Raw genomic sequence first — 22,214 nt, forward strand, 5'->3', positions numbered from 1 at the left:
TGTTTATATAGCCAGGCAAACTGCCTTAAAAAGCTCACTATTATCCTACCATTAGACAAAGGAATCTGGCAATATAAAAACACTTATTATTATTATTTTTAAATAGCTAAATGTTCGTGTTTAATCAAGTAGATTATCAATATTTTCTAATGAAAACGCTATCCTTTTGTAACATACTATAAATTGGATAATTCAGAAAGGATGCACAACAATGAATGTAGAGATTGTTTTTGATAAAGAATGGCAGGACGAACTGTTAAAACGAATGGAAGATGATGGTCCTTGGGCTAATTACGAACTATTCAAGCTTGCGTTAGAAGTAGAAAATCATCTAAGCATTCCAGAATTTGAAGGGTTGCTTGCTCCTTCCCACCTGCCACAACTGACTCCACTTCCTCACCAATTGGAAGTTGCCAGAAATGTGGTGGAGGAAATGAACGGGAAAGCCATACTAGCCGATGAAGTGGGGCTAGGTAAAACCATTGAAGCCGGTCTTATTCTTAAAGAATATATGATTCGAGGTCTAGTGAAGAAGGTATTGATACTCGTACCGGCTTCGCTTGTGTCACAATGGGCGGTTGAATTGAATCAGAAATTTTACATCCCTGCTATCGGTCAAAAAAAGAGTTATGTGTGGGAGCAATGTGATGTAGTAGTCTCTTCCATTGATACCGCAAAAAGGAGCCCGCACCGTGAAATCATTAATAGCTTAGAGTACGACATGGTAATCATTGATGAGGCTCATAAACTGAAAAATAATAAAACCAAAAACTATGAATTTGTGCAGAACTTAAAGAAAAAGTTCTGCCTTTTGTTAACAGCCACTCCTATTCAAAATAAAGTGGAAGAGATTTTCAACCTAGTTTCCCTTCTAAAACCTGGTCACCTTGGGAGCGAGAGTAATTTTACGGAAGTATTCCGTGCAAAAGACAGAAAACTTGAGAATGACGATTATTTAAAAGAACTCGTCAATAAAGTGATGATTCGAAACAGGCGCGGGGATACGGGAATTGATTGGCCTAAACGCAATGTGGAGTCTTGTATCATTGAATTTTCTAAAGAGGAACAGGACCTTTATGATGCCATTAACCAGCTAAAGACAGATCCTTATGTGCCGATTACTAGTCAATTCTCCATCATGACCTTACAGCGGGAAGCATGCAGCAGCAGGGAAGCCGTTTACTATACCGTTAAAAACATGATTGAACGCAAGCAACAAGAAAATCCACATTATCAACCTTCACAAGGGCTTTTGAACATTTTTGAAAAAATTGATTTGGTTGGACGTAACTCTAAGGCAGAAAAGGTTTTAGAGCTAATTAGAAAAGTAAATGACAAGGTCATTATTTTCACCGAATATAGAGCAACTCAAATGTATCTTCAATGGTTCTTAAAGCAAAATGGTATCACGTCTGTTCCTTTTCGTGGTGGCTTCAAAAGAGGCAAAAAGGATTGGATGAGAGAACTGTTTAAAAATCATGTGCAAGTACTGATTGCGACAGAAGCCGGTGGCGAGGGAATCAACCTTCAATTCTGCAACCATATTATTAACTACGACCTACCTTGGAACCCTATGAGACTTGAACAGCGTATTGGCCGGATTCACAGGCTTGGACAAGAGCGTGATGTGAATATCTATAATTTTGCCACAAGCAACACTGTCGAGGAACATATTTTGAAGCTTCTTTATGAGAAAATCAACCTGTTTGAACGAGTCATTGGGGAGCTTGACGATATCTTGACGAAAATGGAAATCAAGAATTTAGAAGAGCACATACAAGATATCATGCTTCATTCCAAATCAGAGGGTGAAATGAAGATAAAGATGGAGAACCTCTCCTCTATTATTGAGTTTGCCGATCAGATGAAAAAGGAGGAAGGCCCACATGCAGCAGCGGGAAATTCATAGATTTTTGGAGCGCTATTTTACGGCAAACAGCTGTGAAATAGTCGAGAACACGAACAGCCATCTTGCCGTGCAATTGACCATTGATATGGACAAAGAGCTAATGAACCGTCCATTCTATTGGCACTATCTAGAAAAAACGGGCGGAGTACCGAATCCAATGAAAATGACATTGATTACGGACAGCAACAAGGCACCTGAAGAATTAAAAGGGGATCATGTCCATTTTGGCTCTCCACGTATGCATCAAATTTTCGAATCTACGAAAAGTCTTGCAGGGTATATTCGTCTGTATGAAAACATTCCTTCTCATAACGGTGCAGGCCATCTTCCCCTCCATCCTTGGTTAAATGTAAATATGAAAGTAAGTTATCAATGTGACCGCAAGAAGGACGTTATAATGTCACTTGGTATCCATCTGATTACAGGTACGATTGTAGAAAAATTCCAAGAAGAAGTGGGAAAGATCAATCTGACACCTAAAATTCCTGATTTTTGTTTTACCATGACTCCGATTATTAAGCCCGCAAGTGGCCTTACTAGACTTGAGCATTATGTAAATGGATTTATTGCAAGTGAAGATCATCAATGGGCCGAAGATGCGCGGAAAAGATGGAATCAAGATCTCCAGCTTTTGACACATTTTTATGAGGATGATGATGAAAAACCAGAAGCCTATGAAACAGAAAAAAAAGCCCTTCAAGAGCAATATGAACCGAAAATACATGTAACAATCATTAACGGTGGGCTCTTCTATATGGGTCCTAATTTTATCAATGACATACACAGTGGTAGATAAGGCTACCATTGTGTATGTTTTTAACTTAAATAATAGTATATCCAGTACATATGTAGGACTGTGACAATGCTATATCCACATACGGCAGTAAGGCAGACCACTTTAAGTAGGTTTGACTTGAGTTTTAGGTTGTGTTTTATGAAAAAGAGTAAAATTGCGGAAACTCCAAGTTTAAAGAGTAAAAATAAGGAAGGACTTGTCTCATAGAGGGATTCCATTAGGGGGTTGCCTTCATTAATTAATTGAAAGTGCAGGCCAAAATAGGTAGCAACTCCATCAAATATGTTTAATAGCAGCAGTGCAATTAATAGCTTTTTAACCATCCCACACCTCGCCTGTTCTCTTATAAGAACTATTATACCCAAAATTTTCTCAATAATACAAGTATATAGTTCTTTTTTGAGAACGAAGTTGAGCGGGAATAAAAAAAAGAGCGAGTCTATAGGTAACAAACTAGACTCACTCACTTTTATTTATTTTATCGGTATCCAAATCTCCGAGTATAGGTCTGGATTCGAAGGGTCTTCGTCTGTGTACAATTCAAAATCCGGTGCTCCTGAATGTTCGTAGCTGTTAGATGGGAACCACTCTGAGAAGATACGCTTCCAAGTATCTTGCATGGCGTGCGGCATAGGTCCGTGTACTTCAAAGACTACCCATTTTGATGCAGGAATCTCCATTTTCTCCAACTCTTCTGGTATCTCCCCTTCTACAGAAGTAGCCACCCAATAGTCCATAACTTGATCCGACTTCATCTCTTCCGTTGTACCTTCGCACACACCGAGTACACCTTTAATGGAACCATTATTCAATGCAAACAGCTTATCTGTGAAACCTTCTGCATTCACATCCTGCCAAAACTTCGGGATGTCCCTAGACTGCTCATCATTAGCACATGAAAATCTTCTTTTTTTCCCAGCCACTGTAAATGCCTCTTTGTTCACTACACTATACTTCATCGGTTCTGCCCCTTCCAATGTCACCTGGATCACCAGGCGGTTATAAGTTTGCAGCTTCCCTTCATGCTTCCGCACTTCTGTTGGAGAAGTACCATGTTGCCTTCGGAATGCCTTCGTGAAAGCCTCAGGAGTGTCGTAACCATATTTGTAGGCGATATCGATGATCTTGTTGTCTGTTGTAAGCAATTCCTGTGCAGCAAGTGTCAACCTTCTTCTTCTCATATACTCTGCAACCGATGTATCCGTCAACAAACCGAATGTGCGTTGAAAATGAAAGGAAGAAACATTTGCATGTCTAGCTATATCCCCAATCGTAATGTCTTCTGTCAGGTTCTTTTCCATATATTCGATTGCCAGCTGAATCGACTCTACCAACGCCATATTACCTCACCCCTTATGTCTATCCTATCAGCGTGAACAATTGATTTCCTGTTCGTTTGTGCTATGTTTTGGCAGGTTTCTTAATCGATCTGCTTCTCTAATATTGTCATGTAAATAGGATTCTGTTTTAGGATGGTTCACTATGTCATCCGTCGTCATCCAATGAACAGCCTCCACCTCATCCGGACTCTTCGGATAGGGCTCGCCACTTTGCCATTCACACAAGAATACGATGTCTACAACTTCCCGGCCATCCGGTAAAACAAAAGAAGTATTTCGGACATACGTCGTGTTATCATGAACGCTGATACCCACTTCCTCCATTAACTCACGTCTCAAAGTCCGCTCCAAAATATTGGAAGAAGCACCCTCTTGATCAACCGTCCCGCCAACAAAGGAAAGCAGCCCACCTGCATGCTCCTCCTTGCGACTCCGCTCAATCATTAACCATTTGTCCCCTCTGTACACAGCACCCTCTACATTAATGAAAAACATCTCTAATCCCCCTTATTTTCTGGCTTTAATAATTAGTGTCGATGGAAACCTGCGAGTTTTGTAAAGAGAATAGTAGCGGTCAGATACAGGAGCGTCCTCATCTTTAAAACGTGCACCCTCCTCACTTTCCACTACTTTCTCAATAGTAAAGCCCGCTTCAATTAATTCGTTTATGTAGGTTGCCAGTTTTCGAGTGTGAATAGTCATTGGTGCATCTTCCCCTTTAAATTTTTCAAAGGTGTGTAGCCCTTCATGCTGATATGAGCCGCCTAAAGTCATGACACCATTTTCGCTCCTAATATGAGCGTACAATGGGTGATCCCAGCTGAAAAGGAAACTTCCTCCTTTTTTCAGATAAGAATGGATTAAATGTAAGGTTGTCTTCAAATCCGTCGTCCATCCCAACGCATAGATGGAATAAACACAATCAAAATAATCTTTAGGAAGGGCAGTTTCCAGTTCCATCGGTGCACAAAATAAGTGAGGTTCCAGGCCTTGAAGAGTCCTTTCTGCAACTGATTTTTGCTCGGAGGAAAGGTCCACTCCCCACAGTTCACTTACACCTTTTTCCTCCGCCATGTACTTTAAAGAATGACCACTTCCAAACCCGATATCCAACACCTTTTTGTTTTGTAAATCATCCAAAAGCTTCAATTCATCTTCAGTTTGACTGAAAGGCCCGTAACTAGGAAGGGCGTCCACCCCGTTGAAATAATGGGCGACCTTGTCCCAGCTTTTGCGATTACTTTCTAATAGTTGATTCATCTCTATTCCCCCTTTATATCTTTAATAAAAGCGATTAATCTGCTTGATTCCTTAAAGCCCATCCCAATGTGGAAATCATAGCTTACATGATTGTCCAAGTGGATGTCCGATCCGATTTGTTTGCAGCCTTTCTTTTTAAGCCACTGTTCTCCTACCTGCACCAGCTTTGCAGAGTACCCTTTCCTTCTGTACTGTGGCTTCACATATACCCCTTCTATGTACCCTGTCGGTGATGATTCCGTTCCTTCCACATAATCCATTCTGATAGAAAGATGGATAAAGGAAACAAACTCGGAACCTAAGCGGTAAAATAAAATCTTGTCCCGATTGGAAGCCATCATCTCATGAAAAGACTCATAGAGTTCTTCCTTCGTGCTTTCCGGCCAGAGGTCTAACGCCATTTCGGTGTAGTGCTCTTTATGAGCGGTCAAAGCTTCTACTATATTAGGATCCTCGGTATCATCTTGTGTTTTTAGTTCTAATCTTGCCAGTTGCTCTCCCCATGAAGCCATCTCTGTTTCTACAAAACCAGCATTCTCATACATCTTTTTCGCTAAGTGGTTTTTTGGTTCAAAGCCAAGCACGACATAAGGAATACCTGTGGAGTTTGTGTATCTTATGTCCTCGAGCACTTCATAAAGAGCAGACTTTCCATATCCTTTCCCTTGCGATTTTTCATCTATCATTAAACGGTAGATCCAGTAGTTCCCGTCATCCGCGTCAATACCATACATCGTAAAACCAACCATTTCCTCTTCCACATAAACTCCCATTGCCTTAAATTCAGGTAAGAACTGCACTTGCGCAAGGGAATACAGATTCGATGCGACGAAGTTTTGTTGGTTCTCTGATACTTTTAATTGAATTGCCTTCTGCCAGTTTTCAGCTGTTATTTCTCGTAGTGTAATTTTCATGATTTTGTCCCTCTTCTATTTTTTAATATCGTTTCATAACAGTAGAATAGTGTGGATTTCCTCATTATCTTTAATAAAGGGTGATCGAGATGACTGACGAAAAAATAGATAAAAGAATCCCCCAGCCTATCAGAAGCGATGGGGCAGGAGCACTTGATCTTGGCCCGAGAAATGTACTGAGAGATCTACAAAATCCTGATTTGCTCGTACCACCAAAAACGGATGCCGGTATTGTTCCAAATCTGCGTTTCTCCTTCTCGGATACATCTATGATTCTGAAACATGGAGGATGGTCCAGAGAGATTACGGTCAGAGAACTTCCCATCGCTACCACTTTGGCTGGTGTTAACATGAGTCTAACCGCAGGTGGTGTTAGGGAGCTCCATTGGCACAAAGAGGCAGAATGGTCCTATATGATTCTCGGACGTGCCCGCATTACTGCTGTTGATCAGAACGGAAAGAATTTCATTGCCGATGTCGGTCCTGGTGACTTATGGTATTTTCCACCAGGCATCCCCCATTCCATTCAAGGATTGGAGCATTGTGAATTCCTATTGGTTTTTGACTCTGGAGATTTTTCCGATTTAAGCACCCTATCCATTTCCGACTGGTTTGCCCATACGCCAAAGGAAGTATTATCTGCAAACTTTGGAGTTCCTGAGAGTACATTTGACGATCGGCCAAAAGGACAGGTATACATCTATCAAAGCGAGGTGCCCGGACCTCTTGAAACGCAGGCTGTCTCATCACCTTATGGAAAGGTTCCTCTTCCATTCAAATATGAATTGCTAAAACAGCCACCACTTGAATTTTCTGGAGGATCAGTTCGCATTGTCGATTCCACCGTTTTTAAAATATCCAAAACCGTAGCAGCTGCACTTGTGGAAGTGAAACCCGGGGGTATGAGGGAACTCCATTGGCATCCCAACAATGATGAATGGCAATATTACCTCACAGGAAAAGCACGTATGACCGTCTTTCTTGGGGACGGGACTGCCCGAACCTTTGATTACATGGCTGGAGACGTCGGTTATGTCCCATTTGCAACCGGACATTATATCCAGAACACAGGCGATGAAACGGTTTGGTTTCTCGAAATGTTCAAAAGCGATCGGTTTGAAGACGTTTCCCTGGCCCAGTGGATGGCATTGACGCCAAGAAAGCTGGTGGACAGCAATGTCAATGTTAGTTCCTCCTTTACAAAAAACATACGAAAAGAAAAAGAACCTGTAGTGAAGTTTCCACCTTATACGTATTAACCTAAGAAAAAGTAAGACTGGTGGAAAGCCCGGTTAATGCTGACGGGGCCACTGAAAAAGTCTTTGATTTTAGAATTTTTATAACACCGCTGTTGATTTCCGCAAATGGCTTCGCTTTCCTAGGAGCTGATGTGAGCCTCGTCGGCTACGCCCAAGCCACTAAAAAAGACCTTGATTATGAAATTTTATTAAACACCGCTGTTGATTTCCGCAAATGGCTTCGCTTTCCTAGGGAAGGTGCTTGAGCCTCCTCGCAACGCTTGAGGGGTCTCAAGCTACCTTTATCTCCCTCAGGAGTCTTCGCCTTTTGCTCCAATCACCAGCTAGGTATCATAAAAATTTTACGGTATTAGTTTTTCAGTAGCTTCGCTAATACTGATGGGTCTCTCTTTTTCTTGCATACCTTAAAGATAAAACAATAGATAGGACAAAGGCGGCAATCCCTAGCAAGATATATGGCAGTAGATCTGTCCAATGAAATGGTGCTTTATGAAGGTAGACAGCTTTTACCCACTCCCCGCTACGTTCTTCAATTGCAATGGCTGTCTCAGGAGCAAATCCCTCAATGTCATAATACTTTGTGCCTTTATCATAAAGGTTGGATGCATCTCCATAATAGTTGCCAGAGTACTCATCAGCCTTTCTTTTAACCTCCCCAATCTCATTACCTAATTCTTCTTTAGTAAGTCGTTCATCGGTCACCTCGTACACTCCGCCTTTATAAACTACAAATGGATAAGCCCAGTCCAAGGCCAATACGTTATTAGAAGCAAGGAATGTGAAAAGGAGACTTAGTAATATTTTCTTATTCAACTACTCATCCCCTTATAAAAAGACATTCTTATTAATTCTATTTCCGATAGCCTAAAACCTTCCCCTCGATATTTTCTACTGATAAGGACCCAAAAGTAATGCTATCCACACTTCTCCACCAACTATCACCAATTACAAAAACATGATTCTCAGGTATTTGATATTTTTCAAGTTCATGTTCGTTAAGTGAGTCTTTTATAGCATCATTTCGGGGATTGTTTACTGCATTTCCGTAGAATGTGTCCAATTTTTTGTTGTTTATATATATTTGTCCACCATTAATATGAATGATTTCGCCAGGCAGTCCAACTACTCTTGAAATGGATTTGGGCTCTCCGTATGAATCTTTCATATCAAGTTGATATAATCCATCTTCAGGATATTCAAAATACACAACGTCCCCTCGCCTAAATTCATTATCGTTATAATAGTCAGGGTCAATCACAATAGGCTCTTTATAGTAGTTATAATCATACCTATCCATATTGTCGCTTCTATGTTCATACAACAACATATCTTTTTCATAATTCACTCTGTCTATTGTCTCATTTGTGATGTTGTCTGTAATGACTCCGGTATTTTTTTGATCACTAAATAATAGGGGAAAGACCATAAAAAACAAAACAGCTATAGCGAGGGTACTCACGCTATATATAAGATTGCGACTCCGCTTTTTTTGAGGTTTTCTTCCAATTTTCAAAATAACACCTTCTTTACTATCCTCCTTAAAAGACACATCATTGAAAATATATTGATTCATTTCTTTTCGTAATTCCTTTAATTCTTTTTCAATCATTGCCAATACTCCCTTCCACAAAGTGAACTCGCAACAGTTCTTTCCCTTTAGATAGCCTCGTTTTAACCGTACTGAGGTTAACATTAAGTGTGTTGCTAATATCCTTCAAGCCAAGCTCCTCATAATAAAAGAGATATACAACCTCTCTATATTTCAGTGGAAGGTTCAATACCATGTCAGCTATAGTTTTCTTGTGTTCTTTCACCAGTATTACGTTTTCAGGGGTCTGGGTTTTATCCTCTACTAGCCGTCCAAACAAGTCAGAAATCCTTACTTTCCGGTAATGCCAACTCTTGAAATAATCTTTACATTTGTTGATAGTTATCCTATATAGAAGAGTTTTTGGGCTTGCTTCACCTCGAAAATTATCTATGTGATTGAAGTAGCTTACAAAAGCCTCTTGTACAAGATCTTCAGCAATCTGAAAATCCTTCACGTAGGAATATGCTAACTTCACCAAGTCGCTACCGTATTGATTCATAATACTTTCAATATGCATTTTTTTCGGATCATGTTGATTTAATGAATCTTCCAAGCTGTCTTCACCTTCTTCTCTATTAAGTTTAAGGATTAGACGACGCTACCCCTTGGAAAGTTTGGAAAATCTTTCTTTTAATTTTACCAAAAGAAAAAAGCAGGAGTTCTTCTTTTTGAAAAGAAAATCTCCTGCTCTATGATTAGATGGCCCATTCCCCATCTGTCATGATTGCTTCTATAACGCCTTCTTCCGTTTCTCCTTCTATGTTAAGCTCCCCTGAACCAATCATGAAGTCCACGTGGATCATGCTGGTGTTAATTCCCTTTGCTTCTAACTCTTCTTTACTCATTTTTGCGCCTCCCTCAATATTGATTGGATAAGCAGAACCTAGAGCCAAGTGACAAGAGGCATTTTCGTCAAACAGTGTATTATAAAAAATCACTTCTTGCTTGGAAACTGGTGAGCTGTGAGGTACAAGTGCCACTTCGCCTAAATGCAGGGCTCCTTCATCGGTTTCCAAGAGTTTTTTCAACACTTCATATCCATGCTCTGCAGTGAACTCTACCACCTTGCCGTCTTTAAACGTAAGGCTGAAATTGTCTACCAAATTTCCGTTTAGATTTAACGGCTTAGTGGATGCCACTACTCCGTTTACCCCGGTTTTTACAGGTGCCGTAAATACTTCTTCTGTTGGAAGGTTCGGTACGAAATAAGTACCTTGATCGTTGTTCATTCCTCCCCCAAGCCAAACCTGTTCGTTTGGCAGCTCAATAGTTAGGTCCGTTCCTGGGGCTTTGTAATGAAGTTTTTTGTATTTTTTCGTATTTAGTACTTGTAATTTATCTTGTAAGGTTTTGATGTGTTTATTCCAAGCTTCTACAGGGTCGTTTTCATTCACACGTGTTACTTGGAAAATGTTTTCCCACAGCCTTGCAACCTGTTCTTCAGGAGAATTATCTGGATATAGCTTTGCTGCCCACTCTTGTGATGGTACGGAAACAATCGCCCAGCTGACTTTAGCAGTTTGAATATATTTCCGGTAGTTTTGCATGGCTTTTGCTTGAGCTTTGTTAGAAATAGAAACGCGCTCAGGGTCCACATCTTTCAGAAGATCTGGGTTGGAAGCAACGATGGACATAAATGCCGCTCCTTCTTCCGCCATTTCCTCCATTCCTTTTACTTTCCACTCACGAACAGTCTGGAGTGAGTCTGTTGAGGCTGTTTCATATGTAATCTTGGTTAATTGTTCATCATTCCATTCAGTATGTACGTATTTTGCACCAAGCTTGTAGGCAAACTTGGCCACCTCTCTGACAAATGGTGCTGCTGATATAGGGGCATTGATGACTAGAGGCTGGTTTTCTTGCAAGTTGATCCCAACTTTTAGCGCAAGTTTTGCGTATTTAGTTAATTTTTCTTGTAGCACTATGTATTTCCTCCTTTTGGTTGATGAGAATATTGTATCATAGGATGCGGAATTGTAGGTTTAGTGAGAATTTATATATTTTCACGAGGGGAACTTCACTGGCTCAAAGGGGATTTTATCTTCTGAAAGTGTTATTGTAACTATTTTTAGGATGATTGTGACTTTTTGATGAGTCATTGTAACTTTTCTGACGCTCATTATGACTTTTTCAACCGATATTGTAACTCTTTCACGCCTTCTAACCTCCAATCAGCCACAAAAAAAAGACCAACCTCTCCCATAAAAGGAAAGTTGGCCTCGTTCTATTCCATGCTTACACATTAAACTTCTCTTTCACAAATTCCACTACTTCTTCTGCAGTGCTCATGCTAAGAATCTCTTCACGATAGGAAGCAGCTTCCTCTTTTGAGATTCCACGCAATTGGCTTCTTGCAGGAAGGATGGATGTCGCGCTCATGCTGAACTCGTCTAGTCCAAGTCCTAAAAGAATTGGAATTGCGATTGGGTCGCCAGCCATTTCTCCACACATACCGGCCCATTTACCGTTTTTGTGTGCAGCTTGGATGACATTATCCACTAGGCGCAAGATTGCCGGGTTGTATGGTTGATACAGGTAGGAAACCTGTTCGTTCATACGGTCCGCTGCCATTGTGTATTGAATTAAGTCGTTTGTTCCTATGCTGAAGAAGTCTACTTCCTTCGCAAAAATATCAGCCATCACAGCTGTGGATGGAATTTCCACCATGATACCTATCTCGATATTTTCGTTAACAGTTGTGCCGTTCTTCACAAGCGCTTCTTTTTCTTCTAAAAGAATGGCTTTTGCTTGGCGGAACTCGTCCAATGTTGCAATCATCGGGAACATGATCTTCAGGTTTCCGTAAGAGCTTGCACGCAATAAAGCACGAAGCTGTGTACGGAAAATATCTTGTTCTTCTAAGCAAAGGCGTATCGCACGGAAGCCTAAGAATGGGTTCATCTCTTTAGGAAGGTTTAGATAAGGCAGTTCCTTATCGCCACCGATGTCCAATGTGCGGACTACAACAGGTTTGCCTTCCATATTTTCAAGAACCTCTTTATACGCTTTGTACTGCTCGTCCTCTGTCGGAAGTTCAGTTCTACCCATATATAGGAATTCTGTACGGTAAAGGCCGACACCTTCTCCGCCATTTGCAAGAACACCCTTCACATCTTTAGGAGTACCGATATTTGCAGCAAGTTCGACTTCTTGTCCGTCAGAAGAAAGACTCTTCTCGTTTACAAGCTTAGCCCACTCTTTTTTCTGCTCTTCGTACTTCTCTTGCTTTTCTTTGTATAAAGCAATTTCTTCTTCTGTCGGATCGACAATAACCGCACCGTCCAAACCATCAATAATGACCATTGTGTCATTTTGAATAGTTTCCATCACGTTCTTTGTTCCTACTACTGCTGGAATTTCCATGGAACGTGCCATGATCGCGGAGTGAGACGTACGTCCACCGATATCAGTTGTAAAAGCTTTTACATATTGACGGTTAAGTTGAGCAGTGTCAGAAGGAGTCAAGTCTTCCGCAATGATGACAACTTCTTCTGAAATAAGTGCAGGATTGGAAATTGTTACACCTAAAAGGTGAGCTAGCACACGTTTTGTCACGTCGCGGATATCCGCTGCACGCTCTTTCATGTACTCATTGTCCATTTGTTCGAACATGTTGATGAACATGCCTGCTGTTTCATCCAAAGCAAACTCAGCATTTACACTGTCGCTTTTGATTTTATCTTTAATTGGATTTAAAAGTTCAGGGTCACTTAATACAAGAAGGTGTGCAGAAAAGATTTCCGCCTTATCTGCTCCAAGTTCTTTGTGGGCGTGCTCCTTGATTTTTTCCAATTCAGTTTTAGAGATCTCTACTGCTTTTTCAAATCTTTCCACTTCCGCTTGGGCATTGTCGATCGTCTTTTTGTCCACAGATAGCTCTGGGTTTTCAAGACGATATGCTTTCGCAATGGCAATCCCGCTAGAAGCAGGTATACCTTGAATCGTGTTTGACATTATTCCCCTAACCCTTCTGATTTCAAAGTTTCTTCAATTGCAGAAATTGCCTCGCTCTCATCAGAACCTTCTGCCACAATTTTGATTTCCGCTCCTTGAGGAATTCCTAGAGACATTACACCCATGATGGATTTCAAGTTTACAGATTTACCGTTATACTCAAGGTTTACGTCTGCATCGAATTTCCCTGCAGTTTGCACCAATTGAGTTGCCGGACGTGCGTGAATTCCTGAATCTGCTGTTACTTTAAATGTTTTTTCTGCCATTGTAATCAAACTCCTTTGAGATATGTGTATTTTTTACTTTTAGAAGCTATTCCACTAAAAGAACTTGTTCCCTCTAATCTTCTATACCCTGTAGCTTTCACCAGTAACCGCGGTGAATATGTAGGAAAGAGTATAGAAAAAGGCATGAGTAAGGGCTTGTCTCTATAAAAGGGTGCACTCGTCCCCTTAGTATGGATCAAAACCTCTTCACTCATGCCTGATCGTATCAGTAACACGTAAAGTTCTTATCTATGTTGAAAGCATTTGCATGAACATTTAGTTGAACGCTTCTTAACTGTCCGATGAGATTGTAGCATACAAAACAAAAGTTTGGCAATACTTTTGCCTCACTTCTTCTTTTTGAATATCATCATGATGGCATATGGAATGACGCCAAACAGTTGGAAGGCGATTGGAGAACGCTCCTGCTTTCTAATTTGCCTTTGCTCTCGTTTTACTTCTTTCGGTTGATCCATGTAGGTAACCAATTGTTGTGTCACATATTTTACATAATCATTTGTCTTCAATGTCATCACCGCCAAAAGGAAATACTTTTACCTTTAGTGTTGACGGTTATTCCATGTTTTAATCGCTCTATGTACAGCTTCAACCGCTTCATCCAAAGAAAGGGCTGTTGTATCCAGTGTAATATGGGCTTGCTTGTAGAACGGGAGACGATTACCAAATAACTCAAGAATTTCTTCCTTTTTTCTTTGTTGAATGAGAGGCCTTGTTGTATCATTTTCTAACCGATTCCATATTACGTCTGGATCTGCGTAAAGAAAGATGACGCACCCGTTTTTTTTCATCCATTCTATGTTTTCTTGCCTCGTTACAATTCCTCCTCCAGTGGTGACAATAATATCTTCAGAAGGAAGAACTGTTAAAATTTTCGACTCTAGCTCGCGGAAATAATTCTCTCCATACTTTTCAAAGATATCCTTTATTAACATGTTTGAGTTATTTTCAATCATGAAGTCTGTATCCATAACAGAGACGCCGAGTTTTTGCGCTACTGCCTGTCCAATAGTAGTTTTCCCTACCCCCATAAAACCTGTAAGATAAACATTTTGCATGCTGATTCCTCTCTTTCTTAACTGCCTGAAACATATTACCATTATAGGAGAAAAAGCACTTGCTGGAAACGGCAAGCACTTTTTCATCACTCTTTTTATTTATCAGGCATGATCCAAATTATTTCAGCAGTCCGAATGAAAAAGCTGGAGTCTCCTGCCAGTAGTACGACATGATCCGGCTTAACATCTTTCAAATTGCCTCTAATGGAACCACGTGTTGTCTCAATTACCACCTCGGTCCCCACAATGCTCTTTAAAGTATGGTACACATATGGCTCTACCACCATATATTGAATGGGCATTTCATTATCTGCTTGACGCATTAGGCGAAAACCTCCTTTATCACTGTACATTTATATGAATAGGGCAGTGAGTTGGTGAAGAAAAAAAGGACTAAATTTAATTGGTTTCATACCAAGCAATAACTTCTTGAATGCCCATGTCATAAAGGATGGTCGCCTTGTATTCCCTGCCTTCCGTTGTGGAGCAACTAATCATTATTTCTTTTTTGTCCCCTACATCTTTTGAGGTGACAGAAGCTTCTCCTGTCGGAAAAACATAGACGGAAGAAGGATTACTGCCTTCCATTAATGACTCAGCTAGGGTTGTATCCCATGTGTATTTCATCATAGCTTCTAATTCCATCTGCTGATTGGTTTCGTGGTAAAATAACTTCTCAAGACGGAAACTCTCTATTTGATGAAGTAAGAAAGCAGACATTAGAACACTCATAAACATGGTAACGGGAAAAATATACCCTGCTTCCCTCTTAGTCTGCATGCCATTTAACTGGAATTGCACTAACTCTGAATTCATAGGTAACTTCATCCATTCCTTTCAAGTTAAAAATTGCTCCATTTGCACGGTCCTCAAAGTCAACTTTTTTTACATGATGAAGTAGTAATTCGTGACCCGTACCATCTACTCTTCGTCTTATTTTTTGCTGAAAGAATTCATACGTCACTCTTTGTCCCTCTTGGTTAATGATGACAAAATCTCCTTGTTCCACTGAAGTCTTTTTGGCAGTCCTTACTTCCCGCGTCGCCTGTTGAATAAAAACCTCTAGCTCAAATGGATGGATACCATCCCTTTTTTCAGTCAAGATAACCAGATTTTTTATCAAAATTGGGAACAAAGCAGTAAGAATCAATATGACGGAAAAGCAAATCAGCACTTCCAATAGGGTAAATCCTCCGTCTTTACGGATATCGTACATATACACACCTTTCTTTCTCCAATAACTGATAATCAATATAGGAGACACACAATAAGGGAGGGACGGTTTCTTCTTTTAATGTAATGGTGTAGACATTTCCATCTTTATAAGAGGTGGTTTCCTGAAACACATCATCTTGAGAACGAATATTTTCCAGTTCGAGAGTCAAAATAAATCGTGCTTGTTGCTCTAAAAAAAATCCTTTTCGTTCTTGACTCATTTTGACAAGACCAGGAAGTAGTACAGATGCAATCACCATCCAAATGACTAGGGTTGCCAATACCTCAAGCAACGTGAATCCTTTATCACTATTCCACATAAAAGCGGCCCTTTCCAAGTGTAAAGACATATTGATAGAGTTTTTTATCATCCACATATATTGCAATTGCCCCAGATCTGTTGATGCTGCCGTTGCCGTGATAGGTAATTCTCTGCCCCATCGTTCGTGTGTCTATTTTTATAGAAGAATGATACTCCCTCACCACAAGTTCATTTATTTGAAACGTTCCCTGCCGAATTCGATAATAGTTCTCGCTTGGCGTAAAGATGATATACACACTCTTCTTTGAACTTAATGCATATTGTTGGGCGAACAAGAGATCATTGCTTAATTGTTCGTTAAATTGCTCGCTTATATAGCTTTCTTCTGTAGAATTTAATGTCAACACTGTCACGGAAAGAAGGACAGAAACGATAGAGATAACAAGTAATGATTCTAATAGTGTGTAGCCCCCATTCGTCCTATATTTACTCTCCTGCAATACTAGCAATCGCCTTGTTATCAACAATTGTAATGACACTTCCGTTCGGACAATTTAATGTTGCCGTTGTCTCATCAAAACGGTCAGCAAGATAATCGGGGGTATTCAGATCATCTATTGTTGTTACATTACTTCCAGTATCTAACCGATATGCTTGCATCTGTGCTTCCACCATGCTGAGAAGTGCCTCGCACCCCTTATCGCCGATCACACTTGTATTCTTTGTGACGTTTGGAATCATGATTAGCAACAACACCGTGATGACAAGCATGACCAAAAGCATTTCTACCAACGTGAACCCGCGATCATTCATCAGATATTTTCTCATTTATAACCCTCCTAATAATTGAAACATTGGAATGAAAATACAAAGATACAAAACAAAAACAAACCCGCCTACGCCAAGGAACAAAATAGGTTGTATTCTTCCCAACAACTTTTCACTAAACTCCTGCATTTTTACTAGTAAAAGCCTGCTGTATTGTTCAAGTTCTAACCCTAATTTACCGTTCTTTTGTCCGTGAACAATTACGATAGAAAGCCCAGGAACAAACACTTTCTCGCTTTCCACTAACTTTTCTAATTTTTCACCTTCTACCAGCCTGTACCGAAATTCTTTTGCTTTCACATGAAAAAAAGGGTGATAGCGTTGCTGTTCAAAAACAGTGATGGCTTCATTAATGGTCAACCCGCTTAATAGCAATGTGCTGAGCTGTTGTGTGAAATAATGGGAATAATGAAGGGAGAGGAAGGTTTTTACAATCGGGATTCGCATTAACATGCTTATCCTCCTAGAAGGTGATGTTCGTTTCTCATAAACCTTAAAAAGTAGATAGGTTGTAAGAAAACAGAACACGAGTATGGACACAAAGATTGGAATACGGACTACAAGGTTGAAGAATAGGGAGATGACTGGACTTAAGGAGATATTCATTTGAGAAAAAAGCAGATGAAACTGAGGCAATAGAATCAATTGAACAAAAATGAACATGATTAACACGAGAAAAATAAGTAGAATCGGATATTTGAGAATAGAAATGGTTTTTTCGCGATAATGCCTTTTCCGCTCAAGCATATTTCCCCCTCTCTTAAATGCGAGACCAAGGTTGCCATGTTTCTGGGAGAAAAACACTAAGGACAATATATCCTGGTGGAAACGAAGTCCTTCTAACACCCTATGAACGCTGTATCCTTTTTGTAATTCCTGTATCGCTTCTAGTAAATTACGTTTTTTGTCTGCTTCAAAGTGAATGCTCATCAACTCTAAAGCCTCTAACAAAGAATACCCATTAGAATATAACTCACCCATCCTTTTTAAGAAATCCTCCTGAACTTTCAATGACCACCCCTTATTTTCTTTTTCCATCAGTTACCCATCTTTCATATTCCCTCTGGTGAATAAAACCTAATGCAATCCCTTTTTTAATTACTTCTTTCAAGGTTGGATAACATAGGTGCACTTTTGTTCCTTTACACTCCTCCATCACCTTTGACAATTCCCGCCCATACAAGAGTTCATAAACACTTGCTAACCTGTGACTTCTATATTTTTTGCAAAAAGTAGTACATTCTCCTTGGCAATAAGGACATTTCAACTCCACTAATCTTTGTGCCGAAATTGCTATTAATGTTTGTTCCAGCTCCTGTTGGCTGACTCCGAACTCTAACAGTCGATGAACTGCTCCTTTTGCATCTCTCGTATGCAAGGTGCTTAACACTAAATGACCTGTCAACGACGCCCTTATTGCAATCTTGGCAGTTTCCTCATCCCTAATTTCCCCAACCATAATAATATCTGGATCGTGCCTAAGAATCGCCTTTAATCCAGAGGCGTAGGTAATACCTGCCTTTTCATTTACCTGCACTTGCAATACATGTCTGCTTTTTCGCTCAACAGGATCTTCCAAGGTGATGATATTGCGTTGCAGCATATTTTTTGATTCTTCTAAAATGGAATACAGAGTAGTGGTTTTTCCTGAGCCGGTAGGACCGGTAAACAAAACAAGGCCATGGGAATGCTTCATTAATGAAAATAATTTTCTGGTAGAGTTAGGAAAAAGGGATAGGTGTTTGATAGGGAATTGGTTTTCATCATGCGGCAGAATTCGGATAACCAGGCTTTCCTGGTTAACTGTCGGCAACGTAGAGAGTCGAAGGTTAATCGGTTTGGAGTCAACATAGAGCTTTAAGGCGCCGTTCTGGGGTTTTCTTGTCTCTCCTATGTCCATTTCGGCCTGGAACTTTAAGTGAGACAACATTCTTTCATAAATTTCAAGCGAGAGTTCTTCCTGATCATAGAGGTAGTGATCGAGTCGAAAAAGGACTTTAGCAGACGCTTCTAGGGGTTTAATGTGAATATCTGAAACTTGTAATCGGACTGCTTGACGGACAATTTCTTCACATTTCTTTTCAATATTCATTTGTCACCTCAATTTTCATTGAATTTAAAGATAGTGCGGGTAGTGATGGATAGCTCCTTTCTAAAGAATTTACTGCCCTTATATTATTCTTCAAAAAATGACAGATTCCTTCAAGATTTTTAATTTCCTCAAAAAAAGTTCCTCTCTTTAAAAAGAACAGGAACTTCTAAGATATTCGTCCACGATACGTCCAATCTTCTGAATTGCTCGCTTACCGGAATGATTATCTTCCAGATTATCTACTAGAACTGCCATTACCAAGGTCTTCTCTCCATAAGTCACAATTCCACAGTCATGTTCCACGCCTGGCAGCTTGCCAAAATTATCCTCTATCTTAAAACTAACGTGTCCGCCGGTGGAATCCACCACTTCCCAAACACGTTCCTTCAACTCCATCAATCGGATTTCAGTTCCCCTCATGTGCACTTGCGACCATTTCCCTTGCTTTATCTGGGCCAACAATCTTTTCGTTATATAAATGGCATGCTACATAGTGCTTGTCTTCTACTTCCTGCCACTCAGGGATTGATTGGCTGCATGCGTCCATTGCATGCGGACAACGGGTGCGGAAGACGCAGCCGCTTGGCGGATTTATCGGGCTAGGTATCTCCCCTTGGACAATTTGTCTTTCCCTTCTGTCTTCCACATCCGGGTCTGGTATTGGTATGGCAGATAGCAAGGCTTGTGTGTATGGGTGCAAGGGTTTTTTATACAGTGCCTTACTTTCTGTCAATTCCATCATTTTTCCAAGGTACATTACCCCAATACGATCACTGATATGCTTGACCATAGATAAATCATGGGCGATAAACAGATACGTTAAGCCTTTTTCTTTCTGAAGCCGTTTCATTAAGTTCACAACTTGAGCTTGGACGGATACATCCAATGCAGATATCGGCTCATCTGCAATGATAAAGTCTGGATCCAAGGCAAGCGCGCGGGCAATACCTATTCGCTGTCTTTGGCCCCCGCTGAATTCATGGGGATAACGGTTCGCATGCTCACGGTTCAGTCCAACATCCTCCAATAATTGATAGACTCGCTCTGTTCGTTCCTTACTATTTTTATAGATTCCATGTACTTCCATCGGTTCAGTAATGATTTCTTTTACCGTGGAACGCGGATTTAATGATGCATAGGGGTCTTGGAAAATCATTTGCATGTTTCGATGGAAGGCGAATTTCTCCTTCTCCGATAAACTGTGGACATCTTTTCCGTTAAAGGTTACTTCCCCTGCTGTTTTTCCATAAAGACCAATGATGGTCCTTCCGGTGGTAGATTTACCGCAGCCAGACTCACCAACAAGGCCGAAAGTTTCCCCTTGATATATATCAAATGATACGTTGTCTACCGCTTTTAAGGTTTGTTTTTTTCCAAGGAAAAAATATTTTTGCAGATTTTTCACTTGAAGTAGTTTGTTTGGCATAATTATTCCCCGTCCTTTTGCCAGTACCTTCTTGCTGCACATAGTTCTTTTTCATAGATCGTATTTTCCATAGGAAGAATCTCAATATCTCTTCCAGTTTTCGGTGAGTGTAATAGTTTGTCGTCTCCATGATAGATTCCAACGTGGTGAAGTTTTCCTTTTCCTTCTTCATAAGCAAAAAACAAGAGGTCTCCGGGTTCCAAAGCATCAAGCTGTACCTCCATCCCCTCTTTTGCCTGGTCATGGGCATCACGTGGAATAGTATACCCGTTTGCTTTACACATTGTATAAGTGAAACCGGAACAATCCATGCCATAGCCACTCATGCCACCCCATAAATATGGAAGGCCGAGAAATCTCTCTCCCGTTTGAACGATATCCGCCCCAGAGCCTTTAGGGATGAAAGCTAATCCGTCATAAACTGAAGTAGCATCCGCTCTTAGCACTCCTACCTCACCATCAGGAAGCTGCACCTTTACTGTCCCTTCCTCTTTTATCACCACAGGTAAAATGGTTTGAAAGCTAAGCTCAAGTAACTCTTTCTTCGTTGTTGAAAATAAAGGAGCAAGATTGCTTGTCACCACTGCTACAGGGCCTTCTTGTAGTTTCCAGTCCGACACTTCCGTAACTTGACATTTTGGAACCCAGCCTGGATATCCTCTTTGGTCCTTCGATGAACCCTGGGTCAAAGCAATAATATGGTAATAGTTCTCCTTCTCTTCCAAAACGAGAACTTCCTGACCGAAAAGTAATTGGGACTGGATGAGGTTGGAATCACATAGTTCTAGTCTAGTTTCAAAGTTAAGAGAATCTAGCCAACTTTTTATATCGGTAGGATGGGAGGTGGCTTTTTCATCCAGTTCTCTTGGTGAATCATAAGATGTCCAAATGGTAGCAACCGGTACATTAATGACATATTTACTCAACGTTGACTCCTCCTTTTACATGTACATCAGTAATTCCTAATCCATTGGCATTTGGAAAACGAATCTTTCGCCCGTTATAGATGATACCGCCTGTAATAATATCCTCGGCCAGCATAAGTGGTGCATCAAAATCGAAACGAGTGATGTTGCTTTTACTGGCGGCAAAATGCGCCGCTGCTGTGATGCCTAGCCTTGTCTCGATCATGCTGCCCACCATACACTCGACTCCATAGGTTTCTGCGATACTATTAATTTTCTCAGCCTGGAAAATCCCGCCCGACTTCATAAGTTTGATATTTATCAGGTCTGCACTTCGAGTTTGGAGTACTTGAAGGGCCTGTTCCGGTGTAAATACACTCTCATCTGCCATTATCGGTGTTTCCACTGAGTCGGTAACCTGTTTTAAGCCTTCTAAATCGTGAGCAATGACAGGTTGTTCCACAAGCTCGATATGCAATCCCAGGTCTTCCATTTTGCGAATACCGCGTATGGCTTCTTTTGCCGTCCAGCCCTGATTTGCATCCAAACGAAGTTCCACCGCATCTCCAACACGGCTTCTGATTTCTCTAATCCTGGCAATATCTGTCGCCATATCGTCTTTCCCTACTTTTACTTTGAGAACAAGGAAACCTCTCTCTAAATAAAGCAAGGCGTCTTCCCCCATCTCCTTCGGGGAATTGACGCTGACGGTGAAGTCTGTTTCAAGTTCCTTTTTAGCCCCTCCCAAGTATTGATAAAGAGGTAGCTTGCTTTGTTGGGCCAAGCAATCATAGATGGCCATATCCACTGCAGCTTTTGCACTTGAGTTACGGAATAGTGATTTATGTAGTTTTTGCAGTAACGGTTCATAGTTTAGTAGGTTTTCGTTTAATAGGATTGGTTTTAAAATTTGTTGTATGGCATACTCCACACTATCAAGGCTTTCCCCTGTGATAACATGTGTTGGAGGTGCCTCCCCCCATCCGATTAGACCGTTATCACAGGTGATTTTCACTACCACCGCTTCAGCAACATGCACCGTACGCAACGCTGTTTTGAATGGTTTGGAAAGAGGAACTGCCGTTCGAAAAGTCTCTACTTGTTGTATGTTCATGATTTCC

Annotated in this window: 29 protein-coding genes and 1 pseudogene; 4 read left to right on the forward strand and 26 right to left on the reverse strand. The window is 40.6% G+C overall.

The annotated features are described in order from the left end of the window. Positions 1 to 211: 211 nt before the first annotated feature. Together AAV98_RS07510 and AAV98_RS07515 are read left to right on the forward strand one after the other, a co-directional pair. Entirely contained in the window at positions 212 to 1,909 is a 1,698-nt protein-coding gene (locus AAV98_RS07510) for a DEAD/DEAH box helicase (RefSeq protein WP_060664948.1), read from the forward strand. Then, positions 1,887 to 2,705, forward strand: a complete 819-nt coding sequence (locus AAV98_RS07515) for a YqhG family protein (RefSeq protein WP_060664949.1) — start codon at positions 1,887 to 1,889, stop codon at positions 2,703 to 2,705. The genes AAV98_RS07510 and AAV98_RS07515 overlap by 23 nt, the downstream gene beginning before the upstream one ends. Positions 2,706 to 2,725: 20 nt before the next feature. On the opposite strand, the gene AAV98_RS20920 is transcribed toward AAV98_RS07515, so the two are convergent. The 6 genes and pseudogenes from AAV98_RS20920 to AAV98_RS20730 all read right to left on the reverse strand — a co-directional run. Next, entirely contained in the window at positions 2,726 to 3,028 is a 303-nt protein-coding gene (locus AAV98_RS20920) for a DUF5658 family protein (protein WP_442853677.1), read from the reverse strand. 150 nt (positions 3,029 to 3,178) lie between these two features. Then, positions 3,179 to 4,045: an AraC family transcriptional regulator gene (locus tag AAV98_RS07525; RefSeq protein ID WP_060664951.1), complete on the reverse strand. Its 867-nt coding sequence runs from the start codon at positions 4,043 to 4,045 to the stop codon at positions 3,179 to 3,181. Between the two features lie 27 nt (positions 4,046 to 4,072). Beyond that, positions 4,073 to 4,540 carry an NUDIX hydrolase gene (locus AAV98_RS07530; protein ID WP_060664952.1) on the reverse strand — a complete coding sequence of 156 codons (468 nt, stop codon included), beginning with the start codon at positions 4,538 to 4,540 and terminating at the stop codon, positions 4,073 to 4,075. A 12-nt stretch (positions 4,541 to 4,552) separates the two neighbouring features. Beyond that, positions 4,553 to 5,305 (reverse strand): class I SAM-dependent methyltransferase, encoded by a 753-nt coding sequence (locus AAV98_RS07535; protein WP_082380814.1) that lies wholly within the window; start codon positions 5,303 to 5,305, stop codon positions 4,553 to 4,555. A gap of 2 nt (positions 5,306 to 5,307) precedes the next feature. Beyond that, positions 5,308 to 5,736: an aminoglycoside 6'-N-acetyltransferase gene (aac(6'), locus tag AAV98_RS20725; RefSeq protein ID WP_331456867.1), complete on the reverse strand. Its 429-nt coding sequence runs from the start codon at positions 5,734 to 5,736 to the stop codon at positions 5,308 to 5,310. A 42-nt stretch (positions 5,737 to 5,778) separates the two neighbouring features. Beyond that, positions 5,779 to 6,222: pseudogene (locus AAV98_RS20730) on the reverse strand (GNAT family N-acetyltransferase); the annotation flags it as partial. 86 nt (positions 6,223 to 6,308) lie between these two features. On the opposite strand from AAV98_RS20730, the gene AAV98_RS07545 reads away from it, so the two are divergent. Continuing rightward, positions 6,309 to 7,478, forward strand: a complete 1,170-nt coding sequence (locus AAV98_RS07545; RefSeq protein WP_060664954.1) for an oxalate decarboxylase family bicupin — start codon at positions 6,309 to 6,311, stop codon at positions 7,476 to 7,478. 20 nt (positions 7,479 to 7,498) lie between these two features. Then, a complete protein-coding gene (locus AAV98_RS07550; protein WP_060664955.1) occupies positions 7,499 to 7,723 on the forward strand; it encodes a hypothetical protein in 225 nt (74 codons plus the stop codon). A 124-nt stretch (positions 7,724 to 7,847) separates the two neighbouring features. On the opposite strand, the gene AAV98_RS07555 is transcribed toward AAV98_RS07550, so the two are convergent. From AAV98_RS07555 to AAV98_RS07650, 20 genes are all read right to left on the reverse strand, one after another. Then, positions 7,848 to 8,291, reverse strand: a complete 444-nt coding sequence (locus tag AAV98_RS07555; protein ID WP_060664956.1) for a hypothetical protein — start codon at positions 8,289 to 8,291, stop codon at positions 7,848 to 7,850. A 37-nt stretch (positions 8,292 to 8,328) separates the two neighbouring features. Next, a complete protein-coding gene (lepB, locus tag AAV98_RS07560; RefSeq protein ID WP_060664957.1) occupies positions 8,329 to 9,087 on the reverse strand; it encodes a signal peptidase I in 759 nt (252 codons plus the stop codon). Further along, positions 9,080 to 9,622 carry a sigma-70 family RNA polymerase sigma factor gene (locus AAV98_RS07565; protein ID WP_060664958.1) on the reverse strand — a complete coding sequence of 181 codons (543 nt, stop codon included), beginning with the start codon at positions 9,620 to 9,622 and terminating at the stop codon, positions 9,080 to 9,082. The genes lepB and AAV98_RS07565 overlap by 8 nt, the downstream gene beginning before the upstream one ends. Before the next feature lie 142 nt (positions 9,623 to 9,764). Next, positions 9,765 to 10,991, reverse strand: a complete 1,227-nt coding sequence (locus tag AAV98_RS07570) for an aminopeptidase (protein ID WP_231687717.1) — start codon at positions 10,989 to 10,991, stop codon at positions 9,765 to 9,767. Between the two features lie 313 nt (positions 10,992 to 11,304). Further along, positions 11,305 to 13,023 carry a phosphoenolpyruvate--protein phosphotransferase gene (ptsP, locus tag AAV98_RS07575; RefSeq protein WP_060664960.1) on the reverse strand — a complete coding sequence of 573 codons (1,719 nt, stop codon included), beginning with the start codon at positions 13,021 to 13,023 and terminating at the stop codon, positions 11,305 to 11,307. Continuing rightward, positions 13,023 to 13,289, reverse strand: a complete 267-nt coding sequence (locus tag AAV98_RS07580) for a phosphocarrier protein HPr (RefSeq protein WP_010194663.1) — start codon at positions 13,287 to 13,289, stop codon at positions 13,023 to 13,025. The genes ptsP and AAV98_RS07580 overlap by 1 nt, the downstream gene beginning before the upstream one ends. Positions 13,290 to 13,636: 347 nt before the next feature. Continuing rightward, a complete protein-coding gene (locus AAV98_RS07585; protein ID WP_082380817.1) occupies positions 13,637 to 13,816 on the reverse strand; it encodes a YqzE family protein in 180 nt (59 codons plus the stop codon). A gap of 33 nt (positions 13,817 to 13,849) precedes the next feature. Continuing rightward, positions 13,850 to 14,365, reverse strand: coding sequence for a shikimate kinase (locus AAV98_RS07590; RefSeq protein ID WP_060664961.1), 516 nt, complete (start codon positions 14,363 to 14,365; stop codon positions 13,850 to 13,852). Positions 14,366 to 14,460: 95 nt separating this feature from the next. Next, positions 14,461 to 14,688: a YuzF family protein gene (locus AAV98_RS07595; RefSeq protein WP_231687718.1), complete on the reverse strand. Its 228-nt coding sequence runs from the start codon at positions 14,686 to 14,688 to the stop codon at positions 14,461 to 14,463. 76 nt (positions 14,689 to 14,764) lie between these two features. Beyond that, complete coding sequence (gene comGG, locus AAV98_RS07600) at positions 14,765 to 15,181, reverse strand: competence type IV pilus minor pilin ComGG (protein ID WP_197284250.1); 417 nt, start codon at positions 15,179 to 15,181, stop codon at positions 14,765 to 14,767. Further along, positions 15,135 to 15,581 carry a competence type IV pilus minor pilin ComGF gene (gene comGF, locus AAV98_RS07605; protein WP_060664963.1) on the reverse strand — a complete coding sequence of 149 codons (447 nt, stop codon included), beginning with the start codon at positions 15,579 to 15,581 and terminating at the stop codon, positions 15,135 to 15,137. The genes comGG and comGF overlap by 47 nt, the downstream gene beginning before the upstream one ends. After that, positions 15,565 to 15,900, reverse strand: a complete 336-nt coding sequence (locus tag AAV98_RS07610) for a type II secretion system protein (protein ID WP_060664964.1) — start codon at positions 15,898 to 15,900, stop codon at positions 15,565 to 15,567. The genes comGF and AAV98_RS07610 overlap by 17 nt, the downstream gene beginning before the upstream one ends. After that, entirely contained in the window at positions 15,890 to 16,342 is a 453-nt protein-coding gene (comGD, locus tag AAV98_RS07615) for a competence type IV pilus minor pilin ComGD (protein ID WP_060664965.1), read from the reverse strand. The genes AAV98_RS07610 and comGD overlap by 11 nt, the downstream gene beginning before the upstream one ends. Further along, a complete protein-coding gene (comGC, locus tag AAV98_RS07620; RefSeq protein ID WP_082380830.1) occupies positions 16,329 to 16,655 on the reverse strand; it encodes a competence type IV pilus major pilin ComGC in 327 nt (108 codons plus the stop codon). Before comGC ends, comGD begins: the two co-directional genes overlap by 14 nt. A gap of 15 nt (positions 16,656 to 16,670) precedes the next feature. Continuing rightward, on the reverse strand, positions 16,671 to 17,708 hold the full coding sequence (comGB, locus tag AAV98_RS07625) for a competence type IV pilus assembly protein ComGB (protein ID WP_060664967.1): 1,038 nt from the start codon (positions 17,706 to 17,708) through the stop codon (positions 16,671 to 16,673). Then, complete coding sequence (comGA, locus tag AAV98_RS07630) at positions 17,692 to 18,762, reverse strand: competence type IV pilus ATPase ComGA (protein ID WP_060664968.1); 1,071 nt, start codon at positions 18,760 to 18,762, stop codon at positions 17,692 to 17,694. Before comGA ends, comGB begins: the two co-directional genes overlap by 17 nt. Positions 18,763 to 18,909: 147 nt before the next feature. Next, positions 18,910 to 19,161 (reverse strand): hypothetical protein, encoded by a 252-nt coding sequence (locus AAV98_RS07635; protein WP_060664969.1) that lies wholly within the window; start codon positions 19,159 to 19,161, stop codon positions 18,910 to 18,912. A gap of 7 nt (positions 19,162 to 19,168) precedes the next feature. Further along, on the reverse strand, positions 19,169 to 20,188 hold the full coding sequence (locus tag AAV98_RS07640) for an ABC transporter ATP-binding protein (protein ID WP_060664970.1): 1,020 nt from the start codon (positions 20,186 to 20,188) through the stop codon (positions 19,169 to 19,171). 2 nt (positions 20,189 to 20,190) lie between these two features. Beyond that, positions 20,191 to 21,114: a C40 family peptidase gene (locus AAV98_RS07645; RefSeq protein WP_060664971.1), complete on the reverse strand. Its 924-nt coding sequence runs from the start codon at positions 21,112 to 21,114 to the stop codon at positions 20,191 to 20,193. Then, a complete protein-coding gene (locus AAV98_RS07650; protein ID WP_060665071.1) occupies positions 21,107 to 22,207 on the reverse strand; it encodes a mandelate racemase/muconate lactonizing enzyme family protein in 1,101 nt (366 codons plus the stop codon). Before AAV98_RS07650 ends, AAV98_RS07645 begins: the two co-directional genes overlap by 8 nt. Positions 22,208 to 22,214: the final 7 nt, after the last annotated feature.

Origin of the sequence: Bacillus sp. CHD6a, assembly GCF_001293645.1 — a bacterium.
Taxonomy (GTDB): Bacteria; Bacillota; Bacilli; order Bacillales; family Bacillaceae_I; genus Sutcliffiella_A.

Bases quoted from the DNA above. Each gene is read 5' to 3' on its own strand.
- AAV98_RS07535 (WP_082380814.1), bottom strand. From the start codon at position 5,305: ATGAATCAACTATTAGAAAGTAATCGCAAAAGCTGGGACAAGGTCGCC.
- AAV98_RS07525 (WP_060664951.1), bottom strand. From the start codon at position 4,045: ATGGCGTTGGTAGAGTCGATTCAGCTGGCAATCGAATATATGGAAAAG.
- AAV98_RS20920 (WP_442853677.1), bottom strand. From the start codon at position 3,028: ATGGTTAAAAAGCTATTAATTGCACTGCTGCTATTAAACATATTTGAT.
- AAV98_RS07510 (WP_060664948.1), top strand. From the start codon at position 212: ATGAATGTAGAGATTGTTTTTGATAAAGAATGGCAGGACGAACTGTTA.
- lepB (WP_060664957.1), bottom strand. From the start codon at position 9,087: ATGATTGAAAAAGAATTAAAGGAATTACGAAAAGAAATGAATCAATAT.
- AAV98_RS07590 (WP_060664961.1), bottom strand. From the start codon at position 14,365: ATGCAAAATGTTTATCTTACAGGTTTTATGGGGGTAGGGAAAACTACT.
- comGC (WP_082380830.1), bottom strand. From the start codon at position 16,655: ATGAATGATCGCGGGTTCACGTTGGTAGAAATGCTTTTGGTCATGCTT.
- AAV98_RS07545 (WP_060664954.1), top strand. From the start codon at position 6,309: ATGACTGACGAAAAAATAGATAAAAGAATCCCCCAGCCTATCAGAAGC.
- AAV98_RS07530 (WP_060664952.1), bottom strand. From the start codon at position 4,540: ATGTTTTTCATTAATGTAGAGGGTGCTGTGTACAGAGGGGACAAATGG.
- comGA (WP_060664968.1), bottom strand. From the start codon at position 18,762: ATGAATATTGAAAAGAAATGTGAAGAAATTGTCCGTCAAGCAGTCCGA.
- AAV98_RS07580 (WP_010194663.1), bottom strand. From the start codon at position 13,289: ATGGCAGAAAAAACATTTAAAGTAACAGCAGATTCAGGAATTCACGCA.
- comGG (WP_197284250.1), bottom strand. From the start codon at position 15,181: ATGAATTCAGAGTTAGTGCAATTCCAGTTAAATGGCATGCAGACTAAG.
- comGF (WP_060664963.1), bottom strand. From the start codon at position 15,581: ATGTACGATATCCGTAAAGACGGAGGATTTACCCTATTGGAAGTGCTG.
- AAV98_RS07515 (WP_060664949.1), top strand. From the start codon at position 1,887: ATGCAGCAGCGGGAAATTCATAGATTTTTGGAGCGCTATTTTACGGCA.
- AAV98_RS07610 (WP_060664964.1), bottom strand. From the start codon at position 15,900: ATGTGGAATAGTGATAAAGGATTCACGTTGCTTGAGGTATTGGCAACC.
- AAV98_RS07595 (WP_231687718.1), bottom strand. From the start codon at position 14,688: ATGCGTCAAGCAGATAATGAAATGCCCATTCAATATATGGTGGTAGAG.
- comGB (WP_060664967.1), bottom strand. From the start codon at position 17,708: ATGGAAAAAGAAAATAAGGGGTGGTCATTGAAAGTTCAGGAGGATTTC.
- ptsP (WP_060664960.1), bottom strand. From the start codon at position 13,023: ATGTCAAACACGATTCAAGGTATACCTGCTTCTAGCGGGATTGCCATT.
- AAV98_RS07650 (WP_060665071.1), bottom strand. From the start codon at position 22,207: ATGAACATACAACAAGTAGAGACTTTTCGAACGGCAGTTCCTCTTTCC.
- AAV98_RS07640 (WP_060664970.1), bottom strand. From the start codon at position 20,188: ATGCCAAACAAACTACTTCAAGTGAAAAATCTGCAAAAATATTTTTTC.